General features: G+C 47.8%; 8 protein-coding genes, 1 tRNA gene and 1 pseudogene. 4 read left to right on the forward strand and 6 right to left on the reverse strand.

Annotation, left to right across the window (positions count from 1 at the left end; translation table 11 throughout):
• Window positions 1-29: 29 nt before the first annotated feature.
• From ACUY4S_RS17290 to ACUY4S_RS17300, 3 genes are all read right to left on the reverse strand, one after another.
• Window positions 30-2243: a KAP family P-loop NTPase fold protein gene (locus ACUY4S_RS17290; protein ID WP_458022425.1), complete on the reverse strand. Its 2214-nt coding sequence runs from the start codon at window positions 2241-2243 to the stop codon at window positions 30-32.
• Window positions 2243-3331: a transcriptional regulator gene (locus ACUY4S_RS17295; protein ID WP_458022424.1), complete on the reverse strand. Its 1089-nt coding sequence runs from the start codon at window positions 3329-3331 to the stop codon at window positions 2243-2245. Before ACUY4S_RS17295 ends, ACUY4S_RS17290 begins: the two co-directional genes overlap by 1 nt.
• 319 nt (window positions 3332-3650) lie before the next feature.
• A protein-coding gene (locus ACUY4S_RS17300; protein WP_087770335.1) for an IS3 family transposase occupies window positions 3651-4798 on the reverse strand; the annotation gives its coding sequence in 2 pieces (ribosomal slippage) (window positions 3651-4561 and window positions 4561-4798; 1149 coding nt in all).
• Window positions 4799-4892: 94 nt separating this feature from the next.
• Here ACUY4S_RS17300 and ACUY4S_RS17305 point away from each other — a divergent pair.
• On the forward strand, window positions 4893-5306 hold the full coding sequence (locus ACUY4S_RS17305; RefSeq protein ID WP_458024274.1) for a HEPN family nuclease: 414 nt from the start codon (window positions 4893-4895) through the stop codon (window positions 5304-5306).
• A gap of 10 nt (window positions 5307-5316) precedes the next feature.
• Window positions 5317-6105, forward strand: a complete 789-nt coding sequence (locus tag ACUY4S_RS17310; protein ID WP_458022001.1) for a hypothetical protein — start codon at window positions 5317-5319, stop codon at window positions 6103-6105.
• Window positions 6106-6193: 88 nt separating this feature from the next.
• Here the strand turns inward: ACUY4S_RS17310 and ACUY4S_RS17315 are convergent.
• A pseudogene (locus ACUY4S_RS17315) lies at window positions 6194-7287 on the reverse strand (IS3 family transposase).
• A 289-nt stretch (window positions 7288-7576) separates the two neighbouring features.
• On the opposite strand from ACUY4S_RS17315, the gene iteA reads away from it, so the two are divergent.
• Together iteA and iteS are read left to right on the forward strand one after the other, a co-directional pair.
• Window positions 7577-8731, forward strand: a complete 1155-nt coding sequence (gene iteA / locus ACUY4S_RS17320; RefSeq protein ID WP_222555623.1) for an anti-phage ATPase IteA — start codon at window positions 7577-7579, stop codon at window positions 8729-8731.
• A 52-nt stretch (window positions 8732-8783) separates the two neighbouring features.
• Window positions 8784-10970, forward strand: coding sequence for a S8 family anti-phage peptidase IteS (iteS, locus tag ACUY4S_RS17325; protein WP_458024229.1), 2187 nt, complete (start codon window positions 8784-8786; stop codon window positions 10968-10970).
• Window positions 10971-11286: 316 nt separating this feature from the next.
• Here the strand turns inward: iteS and ACUY4S_RS17330 are convergent, their stop codons facing one another.
• Window positions 11287-12495: a tyrosine-type recombinase/integrase gene (locus tag ACUY4S_RS17330; RefSeq protein WP_458022005.1), complete on the reverse strand. Its 1209-nt coding sequence runs from the start codon at window positions 12493-12495 to the stop codon at window positions 11287-11289.
• A 174-nt stretch (window positions 12496-12669) separates the two neighbouring features.
• Window positions 12670-12746: transfer RNA gene (locus ACUY4S_RS17335), tRNA-Arg, on the reverse strand.
• Between the last annotated feature and the right edge of the window lie 63 nt (window positions 12747-12809).

Below are 12809 nucleotides of genomic sequence, written 5' to 3' on the forward strand. Positions count from 1 at the left end.
ACCAGCTGTGTGTAAACTGAAATACGGCATCAGGGCCCCCATCCCCGAGACAATCTGACTGAATTCATAATGTCGTTAGTCATTTCTGGCAGGTACTTTTTTTCATGCAAGGTTTCAAGACGTTGTAGGATGATTTCAGAGCTACCAAGCAGATCACTGAGTCTTTCAAGATCGAGCGAAAGATACGGGCCATGGACGCTACTGTAAGCTTCACCCCTTATGATAAGCAGTAGATTCAAAAAGCCATCATCCTTTGCGACAACTGACCGGATCCAAGTTTTTACCGTCTCTCGCGAATCAATCTCTCCCCAGGCATACAGATAACCGCCAAGGTCATTGCACATGAACAGCTGATTTTTTCGGGCTGAGCTGCTCATTCTGCCACTCAGCATCATCCGCATGACGTCCAGTTCCTTTTTGGCCAGAAACTGCTCATCTGCAGGCCAAGCCCTGCCTCCTCTCATCCCGTGCCCCCAGAGTAAATCCCGCATAAACTGTGCTGGCCATGACCAGGACTGTCCGTGACAAAAAAGCCTTTGAAGTTGTGCCAGGGACTGCCTTCGACGCAATTTCAGCATCCGCCGAAGCAGATCTAAAACCACGGCTTTTCCCGGCGTATCGTGACGATCAAGCCATCGCCCCAGCATTTGAAAACGCCGGACAACATCATCGTTATAGTTAAAGAAATAATGCAGTAATCCCGAACATGATTCATAGCTCAGACTGTTTATCCGACTGGCTGTTAACTCACTCAGGATATGCTCATACCAAGTAAACGAGCTGATGCTGATTTCTTTAATTTTGCTAAGCATTTCAGTTGCCAGAGCTGTAAATTCCCCAGGCTGCGCAAAGCGCAGCAGAAGCCCGTCCAGATATGCCGGAGGTAACACGTTCTGAGGGGCTGAAAACGCAAAGTAGTAACGCCAGTATAGATGAGAACCCAGCCTTTTCTGGTCGGCCATGCTCTCTCTCGCTACGCTATCTCCGGTTTCAAACAACAGTATCTGGTCTTTACTTCCCTGTATTCCTGGCAGCCATTTTTTAAGTTCCCAGGGAGAGGATGCCCTTGTCTTACCATACAGCTCCAGACATTTCTGGAGTGCTTCGCTCATCTTTGATGCATCTTCTTCACTCATGCCTCCCTGTCGGGTAACGACGACGGCATACTCACTGAGATAGTGTTCTATCCAGTCATGAAAACGGGCATTGGTGACCCTGATAAGTTGCAGAAGGCACAGATCAGGAAACCAGACGTAATCCCTTACATCCGGGTAACGAAATCGCAGGGCATTAATTGTCAGATCCACCATGCGGGGAGTGGACAAACATACGCCATAAACAGTTGCGGCAGCAATGATCCCTGAAAGTGTTTTTTCATCCGGCTCCTCACCATTGACTTGTAAGTAGACAGCGATAGCGTCCTGAATAAACGTTTCCTGAAGCCGGAATGTTTCCGGACGGGGCAGACTGAACGGCAGCTGAATGATTTTCTGCAGATAGGCCAGCCCGTCTTCCACCTGAAGAGCCGTACTGAGTGCACTGGCCAGAATATCCCTGTCATAACTCAGGACGTAGCGAAAACGTGGAAAATCGGCAACAGATTTTACCACCCTGATCACTTCTGCCGCCTGCAAGGGTTCGAGCCTGTCAAGATCATCTATCAGTATCACAAAGCTCAGATCCAGCTCTTCTATTCTGCGAGCGATACGGCTGCGCAGTTCGGCGGCTGTGGGTTTTCTACCCGACAAATCAAGTTTACCGAGTGCGCGGGTATAGGCGCTGATGTCAGGCACGCCGGGAATACGTGCAGCCAGCTCCGCAAAGGGAGATGCTAGGCGCGAAGTGGCCTGGATGTACTGGAAAATGGTCAGTGTTGTCTCTGCGATCTTTTTTCGCTTCCGGTATTTGGCAGACTCATACTTTTCAACAATGGCCGCCACGGGAAGCAGCAGCGAACCGACCGGACTGAAACTGTCACCATTTAACCAAGGCGACAGAGTGATGATGTTATCCTTCTCTCCGCAGGATCTCTGAAGTTGCAATTCCAGCAGGTTAAGGAGACTTGATTTGCCAGATCCCCAGGGGGCTTCAATACCAATCACCGCACTGCCTTCCCGGCCAAGACGCAAGACAGACCGGGCAAGATGCCTGGCCACTTCATTCGCACTGTAGCGATCGTCCTCAAATCTGGTTATCGGCTGGCCGAGGCGGATACCAGGCGACATTGCCGATGTCTGGCTCATCAGATATCTCCGTACAGGCAGCGCAGCCCGGTCAGGGCCTCCGCAAGCGGCCCGGTCACTGCAGCAGCGGTCAGCCCGCTAACCAGCGACTCAAAGGCCTCCGCCGGCAGGAAGATGCGCAGCCCCCCGATACCAAAAAATCCCTCCTTCGTGACGTCCCCCGGCGGGGAAAACATCACCTGTTCGCCCTGATGACCGTGAGACAGCGCATGCGGATGACGGGCATACAGCGTGAACAGTCCCAGCAGTTCCGAGAAGACTTCCCAGCTGTACGGCACCACGAAGTCCTGGCCGGTGATGAGCAGGTGCAAACGGGGCGTGCTGTACCAGGCACCGGGGCGCTCGCCAGGGGTCTGCCCCTCGATGCGAATACCAAGGCGCAGCGTACCGGCTTCAATGGTTTCCGTCACGGCCGGGACTACCGGACGCAGCTCATGTGCCAACCCGGTCGCCTTCTCTTCTGTCCAGTCTAGCCCGCGTAGGATCAGCGGGAAAATAGCCTTCAGCCGTGGCAGGGTGAAAATCTCGGCCAAGATGGCGTCCGGAACCTCAGCCAGTGCGAAACAGTCGCTTTCCAGCGGACGCAGGAGATGCTCAGCATAAAGCTGGTCCACGACCGGACGTAGATCCGCCCGGAAGGCATCAAATTCCTCCGTCCAGTTTTCACCGGCCAGGCGGAAGATCCCCTTCAGGTAGTGGCCGTCGACCAGCTGGTCATGTTCCACCTGCCAGGCCAGCAGATCACGGGTGATATCGAGCAGCGTGTTCAGGGCCGGCAGAGTTGCCAGTCTGCCCTGCCCGCGCAGAAAGGCGTCCCTGGCATGAACCAGAATGAAGCGTAGCTCGTCGCGGGAGACCACTGACGTGCCGAAAGTCTGGCCAAGAACGATATGCCGGTACAGTTGCCGGACTGTGGCCTCCGGATCGGCAATCAGCTGAAACCAGCCATCACCGGCAGCGGCCGTTTTCAGTCCATCATCGAGGAAGCGTTCGGCCAGGGCATTGACCGAGGTATTTTCACGACCGGCACGCACTTTCAGCGCCTCGATCAGCTTTTTATGAAAACGCAGGTTAAGCTGGCTGAGCATCCTCGTTCCTTTCATCTTTGTTGTGGCCATTATGCTAACCTAGCATTAATAAATTTCGTATTAATTTATATTCTTTAAATCTGTCATTTATGATGGGTGTAGAACAATTGAAAGTGATGCCGGGGATGCTATACATGTATCTTTATCTTCTCATTTCACCAGAGGTCCGAAAACCCTGAAAGCCGGAAATTCCGTACCTGAACCGCCTGCCAGGCAGGATGGTATAGTGAGCTTTTGAATCGGAACGGGAGGATTTAATGGGAAATTATTCTGATTTTGAGACTGAGTTTGTTCAAAGAACTGAATCGCCACGGATAATCTAGACACTTCCGAGCCGTTGATAATACTGGTTTTCATATTCTGTCGGTGACATCTGATCGCTAGAACCATGCCGACGCTTACTGTTATAAAACATTTCGATGTAATCAAAAATATCGCTGCGGGCTTCTTCCCGCGTTCCGTAGATCTTTTTCTTTATCCGTTCGCGTTTCAACAACTGGAAAAAGCTTTCTGCAACCGCATTATCATGGCAGTTACCGCGACGGCTCATGCTGCCCTCCAGGCCGTGTGATTTCAGGAACGACTGCCACTCATGGCTTGTGTACTGACTGCCCTGATCCGAATGAACCAGCACCTGTTTTTGGGGATTACGCCGCCATACAGCCATCAGCAGTGCGTTCAGGACAATGTCCTTTGTCATCCGGGATTGCATGGACCAGCCGATAATTTTGCGTGAGAACAGATCAACAACCACGGCAAGATACAGCCAGCCTTCGTGGGTCCTGATGTAGGTTATGTCCGTTACCCAACGCTCATCCGGAGCATCCGGGTTGAACTGTCGCTGGAGCCTGTTGGGCGACACGATACTGGCCTCGCCTTTACGTGCCCGCGGGCTCCGGTATCCGACCTGAGCCTTTATCCCGACACGTTTCATCAGTCGCCAGACTCTGTTCACTCCGCACTGTTGCCCGCTGTCCCGCAGATCCAGATGGATTTTGCGATAACCATAGACGCATCCCGATTCCAGCCAGAACTGTTTAATCTGTCCTGTCAGTCTCAGGTCTGCCTGATGGCGTTGTGAATGCGGCTGCTGAAGCCAGGCGTAAAAACCACTGGGATGAACATCCAGCACCCGACAGAGCAGGCGAACAGGCCAGCAACAGGTGTTGTCACGGATAAAGGCGTACCTCAGTCGGACAGCTTTGCGAAGTACGCCGCGGCTTTTTTTAATATGTCCCGTTCGTCGGTAACCCGCTTCAGCTCTTTCTGGAGACGGCGGATCTCGGCCTGAGCATCTGACTCTTCTTTATTAGTGGAAGAATCCGGACCGTACTTCTTTATCCAGGCGTAAAGGCTGTGGGTGGTGATATCGAGACGTGTTGCAACGCTGGCAACAGAATAACCGCGATCAACAACCTGTTTGACTGCTTCAATTTTAAACTCTTCGGGATAACGCTTACCGCTCATGGGCACCTCTCTTTAAGCCATCTTAAATGACTCTGAGGTGTCTGTTAAACCCGTGGCGATTCAAACCCTTGCGCTTATCGAACAGTACAACGTAATGATTGAAAACAAGCCATTCAATGAGCAGTACAACTACACACTTACCCTGAACTGCCTTCTGGGCCTTATCGTTTTGCCGAAGGAGAGAGCTCTGGCTTTCCTTCCCTCTGCTCGTTTAACGCAGGAACTTAAAGCAGATATGGGGTTACACCAGTCACAGCTGCCCGGGCCGGAAATGAACCTCCGACAACTGATCAATAAAATGCGAAATTCTGTAGCCCATTTCAGTGTCCAGGTAGAGTCAGTCAGCGACGCACACCTCGTAGACCGTATTGTTTTTAAGGATGACCAGGGACATATCTATGCTACTTTCAGTGCTCCAGAGCTCTTACCCTTTCTAAAATATTACGCGGCTTTGCTGCTCGCGAATATGAGACGCCACCGGGGCGTCCCCGCTTCTGACGGTGTGTAAGGACTTAACTATGTTTACTCTAGATTGTTCAACACGAGCTCAGGCGCTGCTCACGCTTTCAGCCGGTTTTGGTTGCAGCGTAATGGAGCTAAAGAAGGTGTTGTTATCGCTCGACCTTGAGCAGATTTACGAGACTGATCATTCCATTATGGTCGACTCACAACAGTATCTGAGAGAATACGTATGTACGGAACTGGGTTCTCCAGGTGAGTTCACCACCGCATACTGGTTTCACGGTACCCGCACTTTTACTGACAATACTTTTGAAGAGGGCTTACTTGCGCTGAACCAGTCTGAGTCACTTGTGATGGACATGCTGGTAAATCTGGCACCTGACTCTGAGGTTAAAGAGAAATTACAGGCCTGGAATTTTCATGCTGGCGTACCTGATAAACTTTTCAGAATGCGAACTACAAACAAAATACACTGGGGGCCATACGGGCATCTTGTGCGGGAGGTCCATCTTCATGCCCACAAACTCCGGCTGCATAATTATATGCGGTTGCCGGAACTGGTAGAGGACGTGTGCAATGCTTACCAAAAGAAGCATGGGCAAGATCTTACAGGACATTATCTTAACGTACTGAAACCTTGCATAGTCTGTTTCAGGGGGGATATTGCATATGAAAAAGGTGCGCTTGAAGCAGCGCTGGGTTACGCATACACGTCTGTCAGAGGACTGCCGCCGGACAGCAGTGCTGTGTTCGGTATTGATCGACATGGTATATCCGTTTCTGGAAATGCAATTGTGAACGTTGAATTCACAAATTCGCATGAGATTCATGGCCAAATCTCATAGCGTTAAAGATGTCATCTATACTGAGTGTGTATGTGACAGAATTTATTAAATAAAAGCATTGACCTGCCCCCAGTATTAAACACAATAATCAGTTAGTAATGTCGGTTGATTTACTCCCGTATTCTCCGTTTCGCCATCCCGCTGCAAACTCTGAAGGGGTCTGATAATTCAACGAAGAATGAGGCCGACATTCGTTATAGTCCTGCCGCCATGCGCTTATAATTTCTTTTGCATGAACAACATCGTGGAACCAGTGCTCATTCAGGCATTCATCGCGAAAACGACCATTAAAACTCTCGATAAAGCCATTCTGTGTCGGCTTGCCCGGCTGAATAAGCCGCAGCTTAACATTATGTTCAAAGGCCCACTGATCCAGCGCACGGCAGGTAAACTCAGGCCCATGATCTGTTCTTATCGTCGCCGGATAGCCACGAAACAGCGCAACGCTGTCCAGAATGCGTGATACCTGAACGCCTGTAATCCCGAAAGCAACGCTGATCGTCAGACACTCCTCCGTGAAATCATCAACGCAGGTCAGGCATTTAATCCGGCGACCACTGGCCAGCGCATCCATGACAAAATCCATTGATCACGCCAGGTTGGGATCTGCCGGACGCAACAGCGGAAGCCGCTCAGTTGCCAGCCCCTTACGGCGCCGTCTGCGTTTTACGCCTAGGCCATTGAGATGATAAATGCGGTAGACCCGTTTGTGGTTAACGCAAAGGCCTTCACGACACAGAAGCTGCCAGATACGCCGGTAACCGAAACGTCGGCGTTCCATTGCCAGTTCGGTGATACGTACAGACAGATACGCACCAGTAGCCGGTCGGTGTGCATCATAACGGCAGGTCGACAGGGACAAACCTGTCAGCCTGCAGGCACGCCGTTGCGACAGACCTGTCGCTTTGCACATCACTTTCACGGCTTCCCGCTTCTGGTCTGTCGTCAGTACTTTCGGCCCAGAGCCACCTGTAGTGCCTCTTTATCCAGCATGGCTTCGGCGAGCATCTTCCTGAGGCGGGCATTCTCTTCTTCAAGTGACTTAATCCTTTTTACTTCAGGTACTTCCATGCCGCCAAACTTCTTACGCCACGTATAAAACGTGGCGTCGGAGATGGCGTACTTACGGCAGAGTTCGCGGGCGGAAACACCCGCCCCGGCTTCGCGAAGAATATTGATGATCTGTTCGTCGGAAAAACGCTTCTTGGGTTTGTCCTCATGTTGCTGATGAAGACATTACTAACATCGTCGTGTGTTCATCAACGGGGAGCAGGTCAAGTTAAGGAATGCGCCAAAAACCATGTTAAATACAGGTGAACATTCCTTGTGTTTGTTGGTTTGTGCACTATCCCAGCTCATATAGATTAAAAACCAAAAAAAGCGTATCAAAAACCCAAAAATGCGTTACGATTGTCGTGAATTTTGATTCAATTATCGCTTTTTTTGCCAAATTCTGTGATAGGTGATGTAAATGGACTATCTTTCCGAAGTACTCAAAATAATTGAAGGTGCAACTAAAGCCAATGCGTCAATGGCCAGTAATTATGCTGGTCTTTTGGCTGACAAACTTGAACAAGCTGGTGAAGTTAAGCAGGCAAAAATGGTCAGAGAGCGACTCCTGCGAGCTCCACAAGCTCTGGCTGGAGCGCAGAAGGCGGGAGGAGGAGTATCAATAAAGTCGTTACCGGTAGATATTGATAGCAGACTAAATACAGTAGACGTCAGTTACCCAAAGCTTGATAAAAATGAACTGTTTTTACCTGCGGGCATTAAGAGCCGTGTAGATGAGTTTATAACGAATGTTCAACGATTTGATGAGTTTTTCAAACTAGATGCAGCTCTACCGAGCCGTTTGTTGATATACGGAAAGCCAGGAACTGGTAAGACGATGATGTCCAAGTATATTGCATCTCGTTTGAGTTATCCTTTATTGACAGTTCGTTGCGATACTTTAATTAGTAGCCTTTTAGGTCAAACTAGTAAGAATTTGAGACAAGTATTTGAATATGTGACTCAACAGCCTTGTGTACTATTTTTAGATGAATTTGATGCACTTGCGGGGGCTAGAGGAAATGAGCGTGATATCGGTGAGTTGCAACGAGTAGTTATTTCGCTTCTGCAAAACATTGATGCTGCTTCAGATGATACAATTATCATTGCTTCAACAAATCACGAACAACTATTAGACCCCGCAGTTTGGAGAAGATTTAGTTTCAGGATACCTATGCCTCTCCCAGACCAGTGTCAAAGAGAGTTAATATGGAAAAATAGATTAAAAAATATGATAGGTGATGACCTTGACTTAACAGATCTGGCGAAAAAATCAGAAGGTATGTCTGGTGCAATAATTGAACAAGTCAGTTTGGATGCTCGCCGAGATGCAGTGATTGAGGGTAATAAAAAGATCAGTATCCCTAAACTTTATAGGCGTTTGTATCTTGCACAATCTCTTATTGACGGTGTAAATTTAAGCACTTACGAAGATGAGATTCGTTGGCTTCGCTCCAAGGATCAAAAAGCATTTTCGATCAGGATTCTCGCTAGTTTGTATAAGCTTACGTCAAGAGTGATAACGAACATTCTGAAGGAGCCAAGCGCTTATGAGCAGAAGGGGCACACAGTCTAGTAATGCTAAAGTTTCAAATCCTATACTTAGAATACCTTTTTCACGGAGTGACTTGGGTTCAATAGACGGCGGAGGCGGGGGGGCAAAGGAGTTAGTCGAAGTAACAGCAGAATACAGACAAGAATTAGTCAGTAACTTAACGAGTACAAAAAATTATTTACAAACCAAGCTTTCTGCATTTCCAGGAAGCTTGGGTACAATCGTATTCAAACTTAGAGAACAAGGCATAGCGAAGTCCCACAGGCCAAATAAAGTGACAAAAGAGGCTGGTTTGCTAAATGCAGGCCACGCTAAAATTGATGAAATGCTTGTTGCGGCGCATGCGGGAAGCTTTGATGTGTTAGAGTCTGTAATATTAAATCGTAGAATTAAAGAGGTGGTTGCTAATCTCAGTGCGATTGAAAGCATTGAGCCATGGGATGAATCACGAAAAATCCCAAGCGGACGCGAAGCCCTTTTTGAAGCTCCAAATATACTCGTTAGACTTTTCCAATATACGGGCGAAAATGCGACATACGACAATTATGAAAATATAATCCGTATATTAGAAGATAGTGGAATTGATTACACTTCAATTAGACAAAGGCGTGGGCCTCCTTTGTTGCGTTTGAAAGACCGTTCAACTGTTCACAACTCATTATTGGATATTTTAATTAATCACCCTGGGGTTCGAACTTTAGTACCTGAACCAATTTATTCGGCCTCTCCTGTTAATGCTAGCCTTGTGGAGGGAGCTGCGGTCGATAATTATCCTGCCCCGAATGATGAATTACCTCTTGTAGCTGTTTTTGATACAGGAGTCAGTCCCATTGCTGTAACGGTTAGTCCATGGATAGTCAGTAGAGATACATATGTTATTCCCCCTGATACCATGTACGAACATGGGACGATGGTCTCATCGTTAGTCTCAGGCGCCCATTTCCTAAATGATGGTCATTCTTGGATTCCTAATACAACATCCAGAGTACATGATGTATGTGGTTTGGATGAGGGGGGGTCATACATATCAGATTTGATTTTAAGATTAACAGATGCAGTTACAAAGAGACCTGATATTAAAATCTGGAATCTTTCATTAGGGGGCGGACCATGCAGCGAGCATATATTTAGTGATTTTGCTATCGCGTTAGACAAACTTAGCGATCAATTTGGAATTTTATTCGTCGTCGCTGCAGGTAACTATGTAGAATCGCCAATTCGTACATGGCCAAATCCAAGCTTACTTGGCGGAGCCGATATCGTTTCTTCTCCCGGAGAGTCTGTCCGCGCGTTAACTGTTGGCTCTGTTTCCCATATTGATTCTGCCGGTGCTCTGAGTACTTTGGGCACGCCAACACCTTATACGCGTCGAGGACCTGGTCCAGTTTTCACCCCTAAACCAGATATTATCCATACTGGGGGAGGAGTTCATGCTCCTTGGGCCACGGGGGCCAGCAGCTTAAAAGTTATCGGCCCTGATAATAGGTTATGTACAGGTTTCGGAACAAGCTTCGCTGCTCCAATAGTGGCCAGTTTAGCAGCACATACTTGGCAGAAAATAGCAACAAATCAGGACTTCAATGTATCGCCTTCATTAGTAAAAGCGCTTTTGATACATTCTGCGCAACTTTCTTCTCCCGATTATTCTACGGCTGAGAGACGGTATTATGGCGCAGGAATTCCTGAGGAAGTAGTTGAAACATTGCATGACACGGATGATCGATTCACTTTAATCTTCCAGACATTCCTTGTTCCGGGAATGAGATGGAGAAAGGAAAATTACCCAATACCAGCCTCTCTAATTCACAACGATAAATTTAAGGGTGAAATAATCATCACTGCCGCTTATGCCCCACCGCTAGATCCTAACGCGGGAAGTGAATACGTCCGTGCTAATGTCGAACTTAGTTTTGGTTTGATCGAAAACAATAGCATGAAAGGAAAAGTTCCGATGGAAGGAGAGACAGGGCAATCAGGCTATGAAAGTGCTCAGATTGAACACGGTGGAAAGTGGTCACCAGTTAAAGTTCATCGTAAAGCATTTAACCGCGGAATAGCTTCTGGAGATTGGGCTCTACAAGCAAAAGCTACCCTTAGAGCAAATGAACCGGCTTTAAGTGAACCTCTGCCAGTAACTATAATTGTTACGTTGAAATCTTTAAACGGAGACACCCATGTATACGCTGATGGTGTAAGAGCTTTAATCGCTAACAACTGGGCACATTCACCGCTACCTGTTCGTATACCGGTAACAGTTTAGCTGTGGTTGAAAAACCATACTTTATGACTTTATGCAATATTTAATGCCTATTATATGTCCTCAATATTACATAAACCCGCTACTGAGCGGGTTTTCTACATTGACCTGCCCCTCTAAAATAACATATCGCAATGTAAGAAACTTCCGCTCCTGGCACATAGCTGCCTTTGTATTTGTAAGTATCCAGCTAAACTCTCAGCAAATAGCGGATTGAGAAGTGAAATCATTTATTCGTCTTTGACCAACCCACTTTATACGTAAGAAATTTCAATGCATAAGCCATCCTGGCTGTTAGAAGGCTTATGCATTATTATATTTACCTCGCAATTTCCATTCTTACCACCGCCACACTTTTTCCTAGCTCATCAATAAAATCCGCATACCACTGCAACATCTCCCTTCTCTGCTCCAGGTATTGCGCATGGTTATAAGTGCCGCGAATGGTATTCTTATCCACGTGAGCAAGCTGTAACTCAATCCAGGCAGTGTTATAGCCCTGTTCGTGCAGGATAGTACTCATCGTGTGCCGAAATCCGTGCCCCGTGGCCTTCCCGTGATAACCAATCCTTTTTAAAACCTGATTAATACTCGCTTCACTCATCGGCTTGGTGATGTCGTTACGCCCGGGGAATACCAGCTTATAACGCCCTGTGACTGCTTGAATTTCTCGTAACGTTGCTATCACCTGATCGGAGAGAGGCACCAGATGTGGCCGCCGCATCTTCATCCTCTCTATCGGTACTTCCCATACTTTTTTATCGAAATCAAATTCTTTCCATTCCGCCATACGGAGTTCAATGGTACGAACACCCGTTAGCATCAGAATCCGTGTTGCCAGACGGGTTATTGGGCTGCCAGAATAAGCGGCCAGTGCCTGTAAGAAGGCCGGAAGTTCATCCGCTAACAGATGAGGGTAATGGACGGATTTAGGCGTAGTTAACGCACTTGCCAACTCTGAGGCTGGGTTAGTTTCGGCGCGGCCGGTGACGATAGCGTAACGAAAGACCTGGTTACAGGCCTGGCGAATTTTACGCAGTTTATCCAGCACTCCACGTTTTTCGAGTTTACGAAGCGAACTGAGGATCTCAAGCGGCTTTATCTCTGCGATTGGACGCTTGCCAATATCAGGGAATATATCGTTTTCAAAGGCTTCCATAATGTCTTCAGCGTAACCCTTAGACCAATTAGGGCGTTTGTACTCATGCCATTCCAACGCAATAGCTTTGAAAGTGTTTTCTACATTAGCCTTCTGAGCCAATTTTTCAGCTTTCTTCTCTTCGCTCGGATCGCCACCTAAAGCAACAATCTTGCGAGCTTCTTCGCGTTTCATACGGGCATCTGCCAAAGATATGTCAGGATAAACCCCGATAGAAAGTTTTTTCTCTTTACCCAAAACACGGTACTTAAAGCGCCAGTACTTCGCACCATTAGGCTTTATTAACAGATACAAGCCACCGCCATCGGTGAGCTTGTATTCTTTTTCTTTGGGTTTTGCAGTATCAATCTGTCGTGCATTTAGTGGCATATGGGGCCCCTAATTTCTATTGAACGAGATGAGCCCCCTCAAAGGCCCCCAGATACCACTTGATTTGGGTATAACTGAGTTGACTTCGATAGAACTCGTGACAGAAAAATCCAGTAATTTCAGGGAGTATAAAGGAGAAAAAAAGAATTCAGTAGAGGTGTGTTGACTTGAAAATGGTACGCCCTACAGGGTTCGAACCTGTGACCTACGGCTTAGAAGGCCGTTGCTCTATCCAGCTGAGCTAAGGGCGCATTGCGCGGATGGCCCACCTTTGCGGTGGAAACGGCTGGAATTATACGGTCAGCGCCTGGTGA

The organism is Kosakonia beeri (assembly GCF_054165705.1).

Excerpts from the sequence above, each read along its gene's own strand:
- ACUY4S_RS17290 (WP_458022425.1), bottom strand. The coding sequence starts at position 2,243 with ATGAGCCAGACATCGGCAATGTCGCCTGGTATCCGCCTCGGCCAGCCG.
- ACUY4S_RS17295 (WP_458022424.1), bottom strand. The coding sequence starts at position 3,331 with ATGCTCAGCCAGCTTAACCTGCGTTTTCATAAAAAGCTGATCGAGGCG.
- ACUY4S_RS17305 (WP_458024274.1), top strand. The coding sequence starts at position 4,893 with ATGATTGAAAACAAGCCATTCAATGAGCAGTACAACTACACACTTACC.
- ACUY4S_RS17310 (WP_458022001.1), top strand. The coding sequence starts at position 5,317 with ATGTTTACTCTAGATTGTTCAACACGAGCTCAGGCGCTGCTCACGCTT.
- iteA (WP_222555623.1), top strand. The coding sequence starts at position 7,577 with ATGGACTATCTTTCCGAAGTACTCAAAATAATTGAAGGTGCAACTAAA.
- ACUY4S_RS17330 (WP_458022005.1), bottom strand. The coding sequence starts at position 12,495 with ATGCCACTAAATGCACGACAGATTGATACTGCAAAACCCAAAGAAAAA.